The 17986-nt window shown below is 70.0% G+C and carries 16 protein-coding genes; 7 read left to right on the top strand and 9 right to left on the bottom strand.

The genetic code is table 11. The features are described from left to right. The 3 genes from WA670_RS22000 (at nt 1) to WA670_RS21990 (ending at nt 4706) form a co-directional block, all read left to right on the top strand. The gene (locus tag WA670_RS22000) at nt 1-1767 is read left to right on the top strand and encodes a hydantoinase B/oxoprolinase family protein (protein ID WP_336158710.1); all 1767 of its coding nucleotides are present in this window, start codon (nt 1-3) and stop codon (nt 1765-1767) included. 97 nt (nt 1768-1864) lie between these two features. Beyond that, nucleotides 1865-3121, top strand: coding sequence for an aspartate aminotransferase family protein (locus tag WA670_RS21995; RefSeq protein ID WP_336158709.1), 1257 nt, complete (start codon nt 1865-1867; stop codon nt 3119-3121). Between the two features lie 28 nt (nt 3122-3149). After that, nucleotides 3150-4706, top strand: coding sequence for an AMP-binding protein (locus tag WA670_RS21990; protein WP_336158708.1), 1557 nt, complete (start codon nt 3150-3152; stop codon nt 4704-4706). Between the two features lie 184 nt (nt 4707-4890). Here WA670_RS21990 and WA670_RS21985 read toward each other — a convergent pair whose 3' ends face one another. From WA670_RS21985 to WA670_RS21970, 4 genes are all read right to left on the bottom strand, one after another. After that, complete coding sequence (locus tag WA670_RS21985; protein ID WP_037814442.1) at nt 4891-5667, bottom strand: acetoin reductase; 777 nt, start codon at nt 5665-5667, stop codon at nt 4891-4893. Nucleotides 5668-5745: 78 nt separating this feature from the next. Next, nucleotides 5746-6630 (bottom strand): MIP/aquaporin family protein, encoded by an 885-nt coding sequence (locus WA670_RS21980; RefSeq protein WP_037814443.1) that lies wholly within the window; start codon nt 6628-6630, stop codon nt 5746-5748. Between the two features lie 292 nt (nt 6631-6922). Next, on the bottom strand, nt 6923-8062 hold the full coding sequence (locus WA670_RS21975; protein ID WP_336158707.1) for a glycerol dehydrogenase: 1140 nt from the start codon (nt 8060-8062) through the stop codon (nt 6923-6925). Between the two features lie 155 nt (nt 8063-8217). Next, a complete protein-coding gene (locus tag WA670_RS21970) occupies nt 8218-9669 on the bottom strand; it encodes a helix-turn-helix domain-containing protein (RefSeq protein WP_051171511.1) in 1452 nt (483 codons plus the stop codon). A 179-nt stretch (nt 9670-9848) separates the two neighbouring features. On the opposite strand from WA670_RS21970, the gene WA670_RS21965 reads away from it, so the two are divergent. The 4 genes from WA670_RS21965 to WA670_RS21950 are packed head-to-tail and all read left to right on the top strand — an operon-like array spanning nt 9849 to nt 12980. After that, nucleotides 9849-10874, top strand: coding sequence for an amidohydrolase family protein (locus tag WA670_RS21965; RefSeq protein ID WP_134666042.1), 1026 nt, complete (start codon nt 9849-9851; stop codon nt 10872-10874). Beyond that, nucleotides 10874-11605: an iron-sulfur cluster assembly protein gene (locus WA670_RS21960; RefSeq protein ID WP_336158706.1), complete on the top strand. Its 732-nt coding sequence runs from the start codon at nt 10874-10876 to the stop codon at nt 11603-11605. The genes WA670_RS21965 and WA670_RS21960 overlap by 1 nt, the downstream gene beginning before the upstream one ends. Beyond that, complete coding sequence (locus WA670_RS21955; protein WP_134666038.1) at nt 11602-12627, top strand: NAD(P)-dependent alcohol dehydrogenase; 1026 nt, start codon at nt 11602-11604, stop codon at nt 12625-12627. Before WA670_RS21960 ends, WA670_RS21955 begins: the two co-directional genes overlap by 4 nt. 26 nt (nt 12628-12653) lie before the next feature. Then, a complete protein-coding gene (locus WA670_RS21950) occupies nt 12654-12980 on the top strand; it encodes a putative quinol monooxygenase (protein ID WP_134731619.1) in 327 nt (108 codons plus the stop codon). 58 nt (nt 12981-13038) lie between these two features. Here the strand turns inward: WA670_RS21950 and WA670_RS21945 are convergent, their stop codons facing one another. The 5 genes from WA670_RS21945 to WA670_RS21925 form a co-directional block, all read right to left on the bottom strand. Next, a complete protein-coding gene (locus tag WA670_RS21945) occupies nt 13039-13614 on the bottom strand; it encodes a TetR/AcrR family transcriptional regulator (protein ID WP_037814450.1) in 576 nt (191 codons plus the stop codon). Nucleotides 13615-13680: 66 nt separating this feature from the next. Further along, nucleotides 13681-14235, bottom strand: a complete 555-nt coding sequence (locus WA670_RS21940; RefSeq protein WP_238606704.1) for a nuclear transport factor 2 family protein — start codon at nt 14233-14235, stop codon at nt 13681-13683. 11 nt (nt 14236-14246) lie between these two features. Beyond that, complete coding sequence (locus WA670_RS21935) at nt 14247-15689, bottom strand: aldehyde dehydrogenase family protein (protein ID WP_238606705.1); 1443 nt, start codon at nt 15687-15689, stop codon at nt 14247-14249. Further along, the gene (locus tag WA670_RS21930) at nt 15686-16027 is read right to left on the bottom strand and encodes a hypothetical protein (RefSeq protein WP_037814454.1); all 342 of its coding nucleotides are present in this window, start codon (nt 16025-16027) and stop codon (nt 15686-15688) included. Before WA670_RS21930 ends, WA670_RS21935 begins: the two co-directional genes overlap by 4 nt. Beyond that, on the bottom strand, nt 16014-17984 hold the full coding sequence (locus tag WA670_RS21925; RefSeq protein WP_336158705.1) for a primary-amine oxidase: 1971 nt from the start codon (nt 17982-17984) through the stop codon (nt 16014-16016). Before WA670_RS21925 ends, WA670_RS21930 begins: the two co-directional genes overlap by 14 nt. Nucleotides 17985-17986 lie beyond the last annotated feature (2 nt).

Genomic DNA, 17986 nt, shown 5'->3' with positions numbered 1-17986 from the left:
ATGACATCCGGGACCCTCGACCCCGCCCAGATGGCGGTCATCGCCAACCGGCTCGACACGATCGTCCGCGAGATGACCAGCACGCTGCTGCGCGCCGGCCGCTCCTCGGTCATCGCGGTCGCGCGGGACTTCTCCTGCTCGATCGTGACCGGCGAGGACGAACTGCTCGCCTCCGCCGAAGGCCTGCCGGTGCACATCTTCGGCGCGCATCTGCAGACCGCCGAACTGCGCCGCCGGCATCCCGACCTCCGCGACGGCGACGCCTACCTCGACAACGATCCTTACGTCGGCGGCTCGCACCACGCCGACCACACGATCATGGTGCCGGTGTTCGTCGGCGACACGCACCTCTTCACCGCCGTCGCCAAGTCACACCAGGCCGACATCGGCAACAGCATGCCCACGACCTATTTCGCGATGGCCAAGGACGTGTACGAGGAGGGCGCGCTCAACTTCCCGTGCGTGCAGGTCCAGCGCGACCGCGAAGACATTTCCGACGTCATCGAGATGTGCCGCAGGCGGATCCGGGTGCCCGACCAGTGGTACGGCGACTATCTCGCGACGCTGGGCGCGGCCCGGACCGGCGAACGCCGGCTCAAGGAACTCGTCGACGTCTACGGCCTCGAACTGATCCGGCAGTTCGTCGCCGAGTGGTTCGACTACTCCGAGCGCCGGATGACCGCGGCGATTTCGGCGCTGCCGTCCGGGCGCTACGTGCGGCACGGGCAGCACGACAGCGTCGGGCCGCTGCCCCCGATCCCGCTCAAGGTGGACCTGACGGTGGACGCCGAGGCGGGCCGGGTCAGCATCGACCTGCGCGACAACCCGGACTGCGTTCCGGCCGGCCTGAACATGACGCGCTCGACGGCGACGAACATGGCGATCGCCGGGCTGTTCAACAACATCGACCCGACCGTGCCGCACAACGCCGGGGCTTTCCGCCGCGTCGAGGTCCTCCTGCGCGAGAACTGCGTCGTCGGGATCCCCCGGCACCCGACGTCCGCGTCGATGGCCACCACGAACGTCGCGGACCGGCTGGTCAACCTCGCCCAGTCGGCCCTCGGCGAAGCGGGCACCGGCCACGGCGTCGCCGAGGGCGGCACCGGCATGGGACCGGGCATGGGCGTCATCTCCGGGACCGACTGGCGGACCGGGATGCCGTTCGTGAACCAGATGTTCGTCGCCAACAACGGCGGACCCGCCTCGCGGGACTGCGACGGGTGGCTGACCTGGATCCTGCCGGTCTGCGCCGGCCTGCTGTACCGGGACTCGATCGAGATCAACGAGCAGAAGTACCCGGTCCAGTTCGACTACGTGCGGCTGCTCCCCGACTCCGGCGGGCCCGGCAGGCACCGCGGGGCCAACGCGATGGAACTGGCCTACACCGCACGCGGAAACCCGGTCGACGTCGTGTGGACGCTCGACGCCCACGAGTCGCCGCCGAACGGCATCCACGGCGGCGGTCCCGGCGCCACGGCCGCGGCCGCGCTCCGCCACGCGACCGGCGAGGTCACCGAACTGCCGGGCACCGGCGCGATCGCCCTCGAACCGGGCCAGTACGTGCTCAACACGACCGCGGGCGGCGGCGGATTCGGCGACCCTCGTACCCGCGACGCCGACGCGGTACTCCACGACGTCGCCGAGGGTTACGTCACCCGCGAGGCCGCCGCGGAGGTGTATGGCGTGGTCATCGTCGGAGAAGAGCACGCGGCCCGGGTCGACCATGACGCGACCCAACGGCGACGGGCCGCGTTGGGAGCGGTGTAAGCGAGGCGCCGTAGCCAACGGCCATGGTGGCCACGGCGCCATCCACTTCAACGCCGACCTCGGCGATTGCTTCGGTCTCTTGAGGAGGGATTTCCTGATGGCACTGGAAAGTTCGCGTCTGGCTTTTGAACGGGCCCGGCGCAGCATCGGCGGCGGGGTGGCGTCGGGGTTGCGCCTCGCGATGCGGCCGCATCCGCTCTATGTCCGCGAAGCACGCGGCGCGCACGTGTGGGACCTCGACGGCGACCGCTACGTCGACTACGTCATGGCGTGGGGACCGATGCTGCTCGGCCACAGCGACCCCCGCATCATCGAAGCAGCCTGCGCGGCCGCGACCCGGATGCAGGTCGTCGGCACCGGCCACGCCCTGGAATACCTCGCCGCGGAAGCCGTCCTGGACGCGGTCCCGCACGGGCAACGCCTGCTCTGGAGCAACACCGGCACCGAAGCCGTCCAGATCGCCCTGCGCCTGGCGAGGGCAGCGACGGGTCGGCGGCGGGTGGTGAAATTCGCCCGCAGCTACCACGGCTGGCACGACAGCGTCTACGCCGGACTCGCCGACACCGACACCGGGCGCGCTCCCGCGCCCGCGTCCAAAGGCCAGACGCCCAGCGTCCTCGACGACCTCGTCATCGCCCGCTTCAACGACATCGCCATGGCCGAACGCCTGCTCGCCGAGACCGTGGAGCGGGACATCGCGGCCGTGCTTATCGACCCGATCATGAGCAACGGCGGCGTCGAAGCCCCGTCGGCGGAGTTCCTGCCCGCGCTGCGCGCCCTGTGCGACCGGCACGGCGTCGTCCTCGTCTTCGACGAAGTGATCGCCGGATTCCGCATCGCCCGCGGCGGCGCCGCCGAGAAATACGGCGTGCACCCGGACCTGTCCGTGTTCGGCAAAGCCATCGCCGGAGGATTCACCCAGAGCGCGGTCGTCGGCCGCGCCGACCTGATAGATCAGGTGACGTCCGGCGTGGTTCATGCCGGGACGTTCAACGCCAACCCCGTCGCGTTGGCCGCCGTCGAGGCGACCATGCGCGTGCTCGCCGACCCCGAGGTCTACCTCGCGCTGGAACGCGTCTCCGCGGAGTTCGAGAACACCGTCGGCGCCGTGCTCGCCTCCGCACCGGGCCGGGGCAGCCTCAACCGGGTCGGCTCGCTCCTGCAGTACGTCCCCGACGGCGGCGCCACCGGCCTGCACGGAACCGGCGGCCCCTGGAGCCACATCCTCGACGGCATGCTGCACCACGGCTTCCTCTTCATGCCCTCGGGAAAAGTCTTCCTTTCCACCGCCCACACCCCCGCCGACATCGACGCCACCGCCGACGCACTCGACAAAGTGCTCCGCCAGCTCTAGCCCACCCCGTCTTCAGAAAGGACCGCGGATGCCACCGCCGCCGTTGTCGTTCGAACCCCTGACCCCGACGTCGTTCCTCGATCGTGCGGCCGCGGCGCACAGCGACCGGACGGCGGTGATCGACGGGGACCGGCGCTGGACGTACACCGAGTTCCGCGAGCGGTGCACCCGCCTCGCCGGCGCGCTGGCGGGAATGAGCGAGGCCCGGCCCGTCGCGGTGCTGGCACCCAACACGCATGTGCTGCTGGAAGCTCACTTCGGCGTGGTGTGGGCCGGAGTGCCGCTGGTGGCGGTCAACACCCGGCTCTCCGCGCGGGAAATCGCCTACATCCTCCAGCATTCGGGGGCTTCGGTGCTGATCCACGATCCGACGTTCGACGCCCTCGCCGACGACGCCCTCGCGCGGCTCGACTCCCCTCCCCGACGGATCCGCGCTGGGGAGGATTACGAGGCGCTGCTGGCCGCGGCCGAACCGGTGCGGCATACGCCGTCCGACGAGCTGGCACTGCTGTCGATCAACTACACCTCGGGAACGACCGGCCGGCCCAAAGGCGTGATGTACCACCATCGCGGGGCCTACCTGCAGTCCATGGCGATGGTCGGCCACACGGGATTGACGCCGTCGGCCGTGCACCTGTGGACCTTGCCCATGTTCCACTGCAACGGATGGTGCTTCCCGTGGGCGGTGACCGCGGCCGCCGCGACGCACGTGTGCCTGCCGAAAGTCGACCCCGCGCAGGTGTGGCGGCTGATCCGCGAGGAGGGCGTGACGCACCTCAACGGCGCTCCCACCGTGCTGTCGATGATCGCGTACGCCGAGGAGGCGGCCGCCCTCCCTGCGGGGCGAACCGTCCGGATCGCGACCGGCGGCGCGCCTCCGTCGCCGGCGATCCTGCGGCGGATGGAGTCCCTGGGCTTCGACCTCACGCACCTCTACGGGCTGACCGAAACCTACGGCCCCGCCATGATCTGCGACCGGCGCCCGGAATGGGACTCCCTCGAAGAGCGCACCCGGGTGCGGCTGATGGCGCGCCAGGGGGTCGGGAACATGATCTCGTGCGTCCCCCGGGTGATCGACGAGAACGGGAACGACGTCCCGGCCGACGGCGAGACCGCGGGGCAGATCGTGTTGCGCGGCAACAACGTCATGCTCGGCTACCTGGACGACCCGGCCGCGACCGCAGCGGCGGCGCCCGACGGCTGGTTCCGGACCGGGGACATCGGCGTGGTGCACCCCGACGGCTACGTGGAACTGCGCGACCGGGCGAAGGACATCATCATCTCCGGCGGGGAGAACATCGCGTCGATCGAGGTGGAACAGGCGATCATGGACCACCCCGCCGTCCGCGAGGCGGCCGTGATCGCGGTGCCCGACCCGCAGTGGGGCGAGGTGCCCGCGGCTTATGTCACGCTCCTCGACGGACTCGCCGCGACCGAGCAGGAGATCATCGACCACGTCCGGCAACGGCTGGCCCGTTTCAAAGCCCCGAAGTCCGTCACGTTCGGGGAGCTGCCCAAGACGTCGACCGGGAAGATCCAGAAGTTCGTGCTGCGCGAACGGCGGGCTACGAGCCAGGCTGGCTGAGTGGGCGTTCGCGAGCGGCCGGATCAGGCGGGGACACGTTGCCGGACTGGCTGATGGACGTCACCGGGGATTCCTTTTTGGATACTCGCGCGGGGTGCGGTCGACGAGCATGATGGCGGCGTTGGCCAGAAGCACTCTCAAGCTCCGGGCACCGTGGGCCGGTGCCCGGAGCTTGGGACGCGGTTCAGGAGAACTGGATCCCGCCGTCGATCATCACGGACTGGCCGGTCATGTAGTCCGAATCGGGGGACGCCAGGTACGACACGTAGCTGGCCACGTCCTCCGGGACCGAGACCCGGCCCAGGTGGATGAGGTCGGAGTACTTCGCGATGGCCTGGCCCTTGCGCAAGCCCTCGGATTCGGCCAGTTTCTCGTCGATGAGGTCCCACATCGCGGTGCCGACGATGCCCGGGCAGTAGGCGTTGACGGTGATGCCGTGCTTGGCCCATTCCATCGCCGCGGCCTGGGTCAGCCCTCGGACGGCCCACTTCGACGCGGAATAGTGGCCCAGCAACGCGAACGGCCGGTGCGCGACGATCGAGGCGGCGCCGATGATCTTGCCTCCCCCGCCCTGTTCGATCATCTGTTTCGCGGCGGCCTGGTAGCACAGGAACATGCCGCGGGCGTTGACCGCCATCATCCGGTCCCAGTCCTCCGGCGTCAGTTCCAGCAGCGGCAGGACCTGCGCGATGCCCGCGTTCGCGACCATCACGTCCAGGGAACCCAGCGCCCGCACGGTTTCCCCGACCATCGCGGTCACCGCGGCCGGGTCGGACACGTCCGCGGTGACTGTCGCGGAGCGGCGGCCGGCGGCGCGGATTTCTTTGGCTACCGCTTCCAGTTCGCCCGCGTTGGCCGGGATGTCGTTGACCGCGACGTCGTGCCCGTCCGCCGCGAGGCGCAGTGCGATTCCCCTGCCGATGCCCCGGGCGGCACCGGTGACGAGAATGTTCTTGCTCATGCGACAACTCCTTTGTCTTCGCTGGGATCCGGCAGAAATGTAGGCGGCGTTTCGGGGCCGTTCAACGCGTCGGTTGTCTCACTTTGAGACGCTTTTCCCGAGTGGGAGCGAATCGCGCGCGTGCAGGACATCGCCGATGAAGAAGTCGTACAGCAGCACCCCGACGGCGCCGCCGATCAGCGGTCCGACGATCGGAATCCACAGATAGCCGCCGGGGCCGGGCAGTGCGGCGTCGCCCCATCCGGCGAGGAACGCGAAGAGCCGCGGGCCGAGATCGCGAGCCGGGTTGATCGCGTAACCCGCGTTCGCGCCGTAGGAGAGGCCGATCGCGGCGACGGTGAACCCGATCAGCAAGGGAGCCATTTTCGGCGTCGACGCCGCGATCCGGCCGTCGATGATCGCGAGCACCACCGCGAGGAGCACGGCGGTGCCGACTACTTGGTCCAGCAGCGGTCCGAGCCAATCGGTGAAATAACGCGCGGGCGCGGTCGCGAAAATGGTGAACGTCGTGTTCTTCCCGTCGGCACCGGCTGCCGCCTCGAACGCGCGGATGGCCGGGTGGTACACCGCGAAAACCAGTGCAGCGCCTGCGAACGCGCCGAAAAGCTGTGCCCCGCAATAACCAGGAACCCGCCGCCACGGAAACCGCCGCCGCAATGCCATCGCGAACGTCACCGCGGGATTGAGATGCGCGCCGCTGACGCCGCCCGCGAGCAAGACGGCGAACGCGACCGCGAACGCCCAGCCCCACACGATCAGCATCCAGTCGCCGGTGCCCTGGAAGATCACCGTGGGGCCGGCGGTACGGCCCGAGCCGGGCAGTCCGGCCACCGCCATGGCGACGCAGCCGTCGCCGAGCGCGATGAGCACGAACGTGCCGAAGAATTCGGCGAGCAGATCGCCGTAGCCGCCGCGGAGCCGTGCGAGGGCTCCCTGCCTGCGCAAAGGTGGTGTGTCGGTCACTGGTCCTCCTTGACCCGAAGTGACATTCGCCCGTCCCGGAACCGTTGCAGGCGAGCAGGGTTGAATACCCGGGCGACGGCAAGGGGTTTCCGCTCCGCCGCCGCCCGGGCGGTCGTGATTTCGTCAGGCGTACGCGGTGTAAGGCACGGCGAGCGGATCGCCGTAGCCGCCGCGGAGCCGCACGAGGGCTCCCCGCCTGCGCAAAGATGGTGTGTCGGTCACAGACGGGCAGGCTTGACTACCCGTGCGGCGGCGAGGGTTTCCGCTCGCCGCCCGGGCGGGCGCGGTTTCGTCAGGCGTGCGCCAGATACGGCACTGGGTCAGGGAGTTTCGCCTCGCGGCGGACCCTGGTCGCGAAGCGTTCGATCGAGGCCAGCGCGCTAGCGACATCGCGGCTGTGCACCGCGAACGGCATGGCGTGGATGGTCTCGCCTTCGGCGGTCGCGGCGTCGGCGACCGCGCGCAGGCTGTCGTGGTCGTCGCTGCGCAGGCCGACTTCGGTCAGTGTCGTAGGCAGTCCGACCCGGGTCGTGAACTCGACGAAGTCGCGGACCTCGGCGGACGGCGCGCCTTCCAGCACGAGTTGCGCGATCGACCCGATGTTGACCTTCTGGCCGTGCGCGAGCCCGTGGGTGGCCGCGACCGCCGTCAGTCCATTGTGGACGGCGTGCGCCGCGGCGAGTCCGCCGGATTCGAAGCCGAGGCCGGACAGCAGCGTGTTCGCCTCGATCACTTTTTCCACCGCTGGCGTGACCTGAGAATCGCGGACCGCGTCGACGGCCTGAAGTGCGTTGTCCCACAGCACTTCCCAGCTGAGCTTGGCCAGCGCGGTGCCGGTGACCGTGGGCAGCCCGCCCGCCATCGTCGCCGAGTTCGACTGGGCGGTGGCGCGCGCTTCGAGCCACGTCGCCAGTGCGTCGCCGACCCCGGCGGCGAGCAGTTCGACCGGTGCGTTCGCCACCACCTGTGAGTCGACGAGCACCAAGTCGGGGTTGCGCGGAAAGAACCGGTACTCCTCGAATTCGCCGTTTTCGGTGTAGATCACCGAAAGCGCGCTGCAGGGGGCGTCGGTCGAGGCCACCGTCGGGCAGTTCGCCCAGCGGATCCCGGCGAGGTGGCCCGCGGCCTTCACCGTGTCGATCGCGCTCCCGCCGCCCACCGCGACCGCCACATCGGCACCGGTTTCTTGCAGGACACCAGCGATCCGATCGACCTCCGCCGCGCTCGGGAGGCCGCGGAATGTCTCCCGCCGCACCGGCAGGCCCGCGCTCTTCAAGGACGTCTCGACGTCGTGGCCGACCATTCCCCACACCAGATCGTCGGCGACGACCACCGGCCTCGCCCCGATCGGCGCGAGATATTCGCCGAGCCGCCGGATCGCGCCGGCTCCTTGGACGTACCTGCTCGGGCTGATGACGGTGCGCAGCGACATTGCTGATGCTCCTTCGGGATGTGCCGAATCCATGTCCTTCGACCGGCCGATGGCCCGATCGTAGGAAGGCGGCAAGCGGAGCGGCGGGACCTGCCGTCTCACTTTGAGACACCCGGCCGGTCCCACTGAACGTCGCTACGGCGCGACTGTCCGCGTCACGAGCGAAACTGGCGCTGGTCGATGCCGTACTGGGCCATTTTGCGGTAGAGCGTGGCCCGGGCCATGCCGAGTTCCTCAGCCGCGGCAACCACTGTCGCCCCTTGCTGCGCGAGGCATCGGACGATTTCGTCGCGTTCGAGTGCCTGCAGGCGGTTGAGCCGGTGCCCGGCGTTCGTGAAGATTTCCGCGGGCAGGTGCCTGCTGTCGATCGTCTCCGAGCGGGCGGCGGCGGCCTGGACCACCCGCCGGAGTTGTTTGACGTTCTCCGGCCAGTCGTAGGCGCACAGTGCGCGCGCCGCCGAGGGCGTGAACGCGACGGCCCGCCCCCGCGACTGGTGGGCGAAGTGGTGTGCCAAGGGCAGCACATCGTCCGGCCGGAAGCGCAGCGAGGGCGCCTCGACCACGGTGTCCACCAGCGGCAGGAGCGCGGCCGGGACCTCGGCGGAGGCGGCGGTGAGCACGAACGACGCGGCACTGCCGCGCTCGCGCAGCGCCGCGAACCGGGCAGCCAGTTCGCTCGCCGCCCACGCCGGCAATGCGTCGACGCCGGCCACGATCACGCAGGTGTCGTCCTTGCCCAGCTCGGGCTCCCACACCGTGAGCCACGTCTGCACGTCCTCCGGGGCGGGCGCGCGGGCGTTGAGCAGCCGTTCGCGCGAGTGCAGCTCCCGGCGCGCGAGCGCCGCCAGCGCGGTCTTGCCCGCACCCGGCTCGCCCGTCACGAGGACCGTCCGTCCCCAGCGCATGGCAGCCGAGGCTTCGGAGACCGCGTGCTGCCAGGTCGCCGACAGCCGCGGCGGATCGAGCCGGTCGGCATACATCCGGTACACCTCGCCGCGCGGCGCCGGACGCGACTGGCGACCGGACGCGCGCGCCAGCATCAGCGCGCTGGTGTGCCCGGCCGCGGTCTGCGCGAGCGCGAGAAGCAGCTCCGACGACTGCTCCGACCAGGTCGTGAGGTTCACGCTGCCCGCCAGCGCACCGCTGATCGGCTCCAGCACCGGGACCGCGGCGCACGTGTAGCCGCGCAGACTGGTGCAGTAGTGCTCCCCCGCGCGCACCAAGGACGGCACGCGGTCGGCGAGCGCTAGCCCCAGTCCATTCGTGCCGGCATTGCTCTCCGCGAAGTAGAACCCCGGCGCCAGGTGGACCCGGTCGAGCGACCGCGTGATCCCCATGTCCCCGCACATCCGGCTGAGCACCAGGCCCTCGGCGTCGGTGAGCATGAGGCTGATCGGCTCGTTCGCGAGCGTCGCGTGCAACCCCTCGAGCACTTCGTTGCCGCAGTCGTACAGCAACGATTCGGTGTCCACCGCACCGCTGAACACCGGGGTGACCTCGTCGCCGGGCACCCCGTAACGCTCGCTGCGCTGCCACGAGGCGCGCAACCGCGGTGCGGTCGAACCTCGCGGCGCGAGCGGCCCCGATTCGCGCGGGCTGTGCGCCATATCGGCCTCCCGGGAGACGCGCCACTGCGTCGGACGGGATCGAGGCTACCCGCGCGCGGGCGCTCCGCAGTGCGGCCGCTGTCTCAAACTGAGACAGCGCGGCCCTGCCTGACCTGCGCCGGGATCCCTACCGTCCGAGTCCGGACGTGCCGATGAGGTCACGACGGGAGAGGAAACCGATGTACACCAAGGACGGGGAGAGCTACTACATCCTGGACGCGCACGTCGCGCTCTGGGACGCCCGGCCGGGCAACCAGCGCAACATCCACGGCAAGCAGTTCATCGACTGCTTCTACGACTACCACCGCAACCTCAGCCCGGAGTCCGAGGTCTGGCCCTACGAGGACTACCTCTACCAGGGCGGCGACCGGCTGATGAAGGACCTGTTCGCCGACGGCTACGTCGACCACGCGATCTTCCAGCCTGCCCTGCTGCCCGCGTTCTACACGAACGGCTTCGGGCAGACCGAGGAAGCGTTCGCGCTGGCCCAGCGGCATCCGGACAAGCTCACCTACAACCACTGCTGGGACCCCCGGTTCGGCGAGGACGGGCTCAAGCAGTTGCGCGAGGACGCGAAACGGTTCGGGCTCAAGGGCGCCAAGCTCTACACCGCCGAATGGTTCGGCGATTCGCGCGGCTGGAAGCTCGACGACAAGTGGAGCTACCGCTACCTGGAGGCGGCCCAGGAGCTGGGCGTCAAGAACATCCACATCCACAAGGGCCCGACGATCCGGCCGCTGGACCGCGACGCGTTCGACGTCGCCGACGTGGACAAGGTCGCCACCGACTTCACCGAGCTGAACTTCGTCATCGAGCACTGCGGGCTCCCCCGGCTGGAGGACTTCTGCTGGATCGCCACGCAGGAGCCGAACGTGCACGCCGGGCTCGCCGTCGCGATGCCGTTCATCCACACCCGGCCGCGGTATTTCGCGCAGATCATCGGGGAGCTGCTGTACTGGCTGGACGAGAACCGGATCCAGTTCTCCAGCGACTACGCGATCTGGACGCCGAAGTGGCTGGTGGAGAAATTCGTCGACTTCCAGATCCCGGCGGACATGACCGAGTACCCGCCGCTCACCACCGAGGTCAAGAAGAAGATCCTCGGGCTCAACGCGGCGGCGATGTACGACATCGAGGTCCCGGCCGAACTGCGCGTCGCCGACGATCCGGCCGAGGCGACCCCCGACGCGGTGGCGGTCGGCTGATGCCCGCACTGGAAGAGCGCGCCCGCGACGCGCTGTCCGCCGTCTTCGACCCCGAACTGGACGAACCGATCACCGATCTCGGCTTCGTCCGTTCGCTCGAAGCCCGCGACGGAACGCTGACCGTGCACCTGCGGCTGCCGACTTCGTTCTGTTCGCCCAATTTCGCGTACCTGATGGCATCGGACGCGAAGGACGTGCTGACCGCGCTGCCCGAGGCGGGCCGGGTCGAGGTGCTGCTGGACGACCACCACGATTCGGACCTGATCAACCGCGGCCTCGCCGCCGATGCCGGCTATCGCGGCACGTTCGGCGACGAGGCGGAACAAGACCTCGAGCAGCTGCGGGCGACGTTCCGGCGCAAGGCGCACACCGCGGCCATGGAACGGGCGCTCACCGCGCTGCTGCGCGCGGACGGCGACCTGAGCGAAGAGGCGCTGCACGACGTGACGCTCGGCGACCTGCCTGACGACCGGGTCACCGCCGCGCTCCTGCGCCGCCGGGAAGCGCTCGGTCTCGCGGTCACGCCGGACCAGCCGGTGCTCGTCGACGACCTCGGCCGGCCGTATCCGAAGGAGGAAGTGCCGCTGCGGCTGCGGTTCGCGCGGTCGGTCCGGATTTCGATCGACGGCAACGCGCACTTCTGCCGCGGCCTGCTCCGCACCCGTTATCCCGAATCCGCGGCCGACCAGGCGCCGCGGCCCGGCTCGCCCGAGGAGGCCCGAGCATCGTGAAAGCAGTCCAGGTCGTCGGTTACGACCAGCAACTTCGGCTCGCCGACGTACCCGTCCCCGAGGTCGCCGGCCCGTACGACGTCGTCGTGCGGATCGGCGGCGCCGGCGTGTGCCGCACCGACATCCACATCCTCGAAGGGCAGTGGGCGGAGAAGTCCGGCGTCGCGCTCCCCTACACGATCGGCCACGAAAACGCGGGCTGGGTGCACGCGGTGGGCAGTGCGGTCACCAACGTCGCCGAGGGCGACAAGGTGATCGTGCACCCGCTGATCACCTGCGGCCTGTGCCGCGCCTGCCGGGCCGGCGACGACGTGCACTGCGCGGCCAGCCAATTCCCCGGCATCGACACCGCGGGCGGCTACGCCGAGTACCTCAAGACCTCCGCGCGCAGCGTGGTGAAGCTCGACGATTCGCTGGAACCGGCCGATGTCGCCGCGCTCGCCGACGCCGGGCTGACCGCGTACCACGCGGCGGCCAAGGCAGCGCGGCGGCTGCGCCCGGGCGACCGGTGCGTGGTGATCGGCGCCGGCGGGCTCGGGCACATCGGCATCCAGGTGCTCAAGGCGCTCACCGCCGCCGAGCTGATCGTGGTCGACCGCAACGAGGACGCGGTGAAGCTGGCCGAATCGATCGGCGCGGACCACGGCGTGGTCGCCGACGGCGGGCACGTCGCCGCGGTGCGGGAACTGACCGGCGGCGAGGGCGCGGAAACCGTGCTCGACTTCGTCGGAGAGGGCGGCGCGACCCGCGACGGCGTCGCGATGCTGCGCCGCGCGGGCGACTACCACGTGGTGGGCTACGGCGAAAACATCGACGTGCCCACGATCGACATCATCTCCGCCGAGATCAACTTCATCGGCAACCTGGTCGGCTCCTACACCGATCTGTGCGAGCTGATGGTGCTGGCCGCGCAGGACCGCGTGCGCCTGCACACCGCGACCTACCCGCTCGAGTCCTTTCAGGACGCGCTCGACGACCTGGCCGCCGGCCGCGTCCGCGGACGCGCGATCCTGGTTCCCTGAAACGGAAAACCGCTCCGAGGAGACCGATGATCTTCATCACCGCCAAGTTCCGGGTGAAGCCGGAGCACGCGGACGCGTGGCCCGAGATCTCCCGCGCGTTCACCGAAGCGACGCGAGCCGAGCCTGGCTGCCTCTGGTACGAGTGGTCGCGCAGCCTCGCCGACGCCAGCGAATACGTGCTGGTGGAAGCATTCCGCGACGACGACGCGGGCGCCGCCCACGTCGGTTCGGCCCACTTCAAGACCGCGCAGCGCGAGCTTCCGCCTTATTTGGCCGAAACGCCGCGCATCGTGCACGCGAAGGTGGACCAGGAAGGCTGGTCCGAACTCGGCGAACTGGCCGTGCGCGACTGACCGGTACCGGGAACAGTCCGGCCGGGGCTGGTTTGACGCATGGTCAAGCCAGCCCCGGCTACTCCACGCTGCGCTCAGCCACAGCCCCCGCATACGCACGCAGCAACGCCCGCAGCTTCGCCGCCGCTCGTTCGCCGCGCGACGTGTCCCCGAACGCCGTCAAATGGAACACCAGCCCGTCGAGGGCCAGGAACACCAGTTCGGCCAGGTCGGGGTCGTCGAGGCCGTGTGCGGCGAGTTCGCGGCGCACCGCGTCGCGGTACAGGTCGTTGGCGCGTTCCATGACCGGGCGCAGTTCGGGGCGGCGCCGGGCTTCCATGGTCAGTTCGTATTGGAAGGCCTGTGCCCCCGGATCGGCGGTCACGAGCGAGACCAGACCCGAGGCGAACTCGTCGAAGCCCTCGCCCTGCGACGACAGCTCCGCACCCTGGACGCTGCGCTCGACGCAGTGTGCGAGCGCCTCTTCCACCAGCGTCCGCCAGTCGCCGAAGTGGTAGCGGACCGAACCGTGGGTGACGCCGGCTTCGGCGGCGACCGAGCGGTAGGTCAGCCCGCGCAGGCCCTGCGCCGCCACGACCCGTACCGCGGCGTCCAGCAGCGCTTGCCGTCCCGTACCGTATGCCAGCCCTGCCATCGCGTCCTTCCCGTCCGGTTGCCTCGGCTCAGCGTAATCCGCGGCGAACCGGACAGGAGGGGCCGGTCACGGCTTCAGCAGCACCGACGTCGACGGGTAGTCGCTCGCGAACCGGTCCGGCAGCGGGGCGACGAACACGTTTTCGGTGCGGGTCCGGGTGATCCGCCAGCCGTCCGGCTCCTTGCGGAAGGCGTTGTTGAGCCGGCTGGAGCGCAGCAACGACTTGCCGTCCGAGAACAGCCACGGCTGCATGTGGATCCACTGTCCGTCGGCGGTGTCGCCGTGCACGTGGATCTGCTCCGAAGTCAGGTAGTGCGCGTTCAGCAGCAGCGCCGGATCCTGTTTCTCGCCCCAGAACCGCTGGAAGTGCTCGCGGATCGCCGGTTTGCCCTCGGCGCGGCCGAACTGGCCGTCGTAGTACTCGCCGACGCCTTCCCACACCGCGTCCTCGGTGTAAAGCTCAAGGATCAGCTCGATCCTCTTCGCGTCGTCAGCCACGCCGTACTCGGGATTCGGCGTGTCGCAGAGGAACATGTAGCGCGCCTGCAGCCGCCGGATGTCCGCCTCGGCTTCGAGCACCTCGACCCTGCGGACCAAAGCCGCCACGGTCTCGTCGGTCATCGATTCCCCTTTCACAGTACGATGGTCACGGTTTTCGCCTCGGTGTTGGCGAGAATGCCCTCGTAGCCCAGTTCGCGGCCGACCCCGCTCGCCTTCAGCCCGCCCCACGGGAGCTGAGGGGCCAGCGGCGACCAGCCGTTCACCCCGACCGCGCCCGCTTCGAGCGCGGCCGAAACGGTGTGCGCGCGCCCGACGTCGCGGGTCCACACCGTGGCCGCGAGCCCGTAGTCGCTGTCGTTGGCTATCGCGACCGCTTCGGCCTCGTCGTCGAACGGGATCACCGTGCCGACCGGGCCGAAGATCTCCTCGCGCGCGATCGCCAGGTCGTTCGTGCCGGAGAAGACCGTGGGCGCGACGAAAAAGCCCGGCCCGTCCGGGGAATTTCCCCCGGCGACGAGTGCCGCGCCCTCGCCTCGTCCTTTGTGGACATAGCCGAGCACCCGCTCGCGCTGGGCGCCGTTGATCAGCGGGCCCATCGTGGTCGCCGGGTCGAACGGGTCGCCGAGCACCTGCGCCGCCGCGGCGTCCCGCAGTCCGTCCAGCACCGCGTCCAGCACGGGCCGCTGCACGAGGATGCGCGTCCCGGCGGCGCAGACCTGGCCCTGGTTGGTGAAGATCCCCGCCGCGAGGCCGGCCACCGCGGCGTTCAGGTCCGCGTCGGCGAACACCAGCTGCGGGGATTTGCCGCCCAGCTCCAAGGTCGTCCGCTTGAACGTGTCCGCGGAGTTGCGCAGGATGCGCCGCCCGACGCCGGTGGAACCGGTGAAACTGACCTTGTGCACGCCCGGATGCCGCGCGAGCGCCTCGCCGGTGACCGAGCCCCGACCGGTCAGCACCTGGATCACGCCGGGCGGGAAACCGGCCCGTTCGGACAGCTCCGCGAGCTGCAGGATGGACAGCGACGCGTCCTCCGCCGGCTTCACGATCACCGTGTTGCCCGCGGCGAGCGCGGGAGCCAGCTTCCAGCCGAGGATCATGAGCGGCGAGTTCCACGGCACGATCGCGGCGATCACGCCGACCGGTTCGCGGCGGGTGTAGGAGTGGGTCGGCGCGCCGAAATAGCCGTCGGTGGGAACGAACTCGCCGGTGATCTTGTCCGCCCAGCCCGCGTAGTACCGCAACGACGCCACGAGATTCGGCACGAACATGCCCTGCGCGATCCCGGCCGGCGCGCCCATGTCGAGCGACTCCAGCCGCGCGAGTCCCTCGGCCTCCTGCTCGACCAGGTCCGCCAGCCGGGAGAGCAGCAGGCCTTTCCGGGACGGCGGGGTCGCCGCCCACTCTCCCTTCAACGCCCGCGTCGCGGCCCGCACCGCGCGGTCCACGTCGGCCTCGTCGGCGGCGGCGATTTCCGCGAGGGGTTCCTCCGTCGCCGGGTTGAGCGTGGTGAATCCCGGCGCACCGCCCTTCGTCCAGACGCCGTCCAGGAACAGCGCGGTCACGGTGTCAGTCATGCGGTTCTCCTTTGCGAGTGGCGCGCGAGGTACCACGCGCCAGCGGCGATGCCGCCTTCGGTGACGGTGAGGACGGCGAGCGCCGCCGATCCGGAGTGGTGCCCGGTCCCCACCGCGAGATGGATCGCGACCATGGCCGCTGCGTTGCCCGCGACCAGCCGCCGCGCGGACCGGCCGCCGCGCCACAGGTGCGCCGCGCACGGCAGGCACAGCACGGCCATGCCCGCGAAAACCGCCGTCAGAGCGGGCGTGTGCGCGGCGACGGCGACGTGGGCGAGCGCACCGGCCATCGCGAACACGGCGAGCCAGCGGCACAGCGCCAGCTCACGGCCCGGCATGACCGGCCGTGCCGCAGCAGCCGGATTTCCCGCTGAGGTCAGGCACGTCGAGGGTCGGGTTGCGGTCGAAGAAACCGTCCGGCTTGAGCTTGAACCCGGCGTAGTCGACCGGCATGATCGGCCAGTCCTCGGTGCGCACGAAATGCGTCAGGCCGAAGGTGTGCCACAGCACCACGTCCTCCCCGTCGATCGGCCGGTCCCGCGCGGTGTAGGCGGTCAGCCCGTCGTTGCCCGGGTTCTGGTTCACCGTGTAACCCGAGGGCCACAGCTGGTCCCGGTCGTACCGCGACACCCACAGATGCTCGCGGGCGAATGCCGCCCGGCGGGCGATCGAGGAGTTCTCGTCGGCCAGCAGCGCCGGCTGGCCTTCCGGGTGCAGCACGTACGAGGTCGGCTTGCCCAGCCGGTTGGTGCGCTCCGCGCTGGAGATCGCCCACACCCGGTTGAGGTGGTTAGCCGCCTTCCGGCGGGCTTCGCGTTCGGTGCGCAGCCGGGTGCGCTTGCGGCCGATCGCGTTGCCCCACGGGTTGTTCCCGCCCATCGGCACCGGCGCGACGTCCAGTTCGTCCACGCAGTTGCGCACCCCGTCGACGGTCAGGTCGAGGCGCACCGAGAACAGGTGCTGGTGCACCGGGGCGCCGAGGCCGGGCGCGAGTTCGCTGAAGTGCGGGTCCGAGCCGTCGTACCCGGACGGGAACGGGATGCCGGTGGCCTTGGCTTCGAACTCGATGGTGCCGTCGAGGTAGAAGTACCAGTAGAACCCGTAGTCGTAGTTGCCGACGGTGCCGAAGAACGACACCACGAGCCGGCGCTGCCGCCGCGTCTGCGAGGTGCCGGTGAAGATGTCGTTGTGCTTCCACAGCACGCCGAAGTCCTCTTCGTGGATGCAGATCGCGTTGCGGATGAGCTGCGGGCGCAGGTGGTCGTCGGCCACGACGGCGTCGGCGTAGGTGATTTCGCCGAGACAGTCGCAGCCCAGCTCCAGCGAGTTCGCGAGCCGCCCGAACTGGTACTCGCCGAGGTCGAAGTAGTTCTGCCAGCCGTGCGTGGGCCCGGGATCGCCGTAGTTGACCACCATCTCCGCGACCGAGGCCCGGTAGACGACCGGCCGCCGCACGCCGCCGTCGGCATAGGACACCTGGTGCAGGGTCAGCCCCTCGCGGCCGTTGAACCCGAGCCGCAGCTGCCAGTTCTGCCACGACAGAACGCCGTCGTCGTACTGGAACGAGACGCCTTCGGGCTGGGTGATGGAAATCGGCTTGAGATCGGTGCGCTGGGGGCCGCGGACGGCGTCGTGCAAGTAATCGCCGGACTCCTCGGGCACGTGGTCGACGTGCGTCTCCACGACCCGCAGCACCCGCCGGTTGCTCACGTCGACGTGCGCGATCACCCCGCCGACCGGATGCGCCCACGGCGGTTCGCCGGGGTGCGGCTGATGGAAGGAGAGCACGCGGTACACGCGGGCGCCGACCTCGTCGGGATAGCCGAACACCCCGGCCGACAGCGGCACCGTCCGGACCTTGCCGACATCGTCGACGCCGCGCTTGGCGACCGCGGCGAGCCACTGCTCGTCGCTCTTGACGATCTCGTCGACCAGGTCGTAATCCTCGTCCAGGCACGGGCCGAAGCCCACCTCGGCCGGGTCGAGCACCGTCCGCGAGACGACCTCTCCCGCGGTCAGGTCCACCACCACGGTGCTGAGGCCGAGCGGTTCCAGTTCGGTCACCAGCACCGACACCTCGCGCGGCAGCGGGGTCCGCCCGTCCCAGGCGAGGACGTCCTGCTTGTCCGGTTCGCGGAGCAGGACGTAGGAGAACCGGGTCGTCGCGGACACGAGACCGGCTTCCTCGAGAATCCTTCGCGCGGCTTCGAGTTCGGCCGCGGAGAGCACAGCCAGCGGATGCGGGGCGGCGTTCCCGCCGTCGACCGGCGACACGGGCAAAGTTTGGGTGGACATAA

Source organism: Amycolatopsis sp. VC5-11, from assembly GCF_037034185.1.
GTDB lineage: Bacteria > Actinomycetota > Actinomycetes > Mycobacteriales > Pseudonocardiaceae > Amycolatopsis > Amycolatopsis nivea.
Note: the sequence above shows the minus strand (reverse complement) of the source record. Positions and strands in the feature narration are given on the sequence as shown.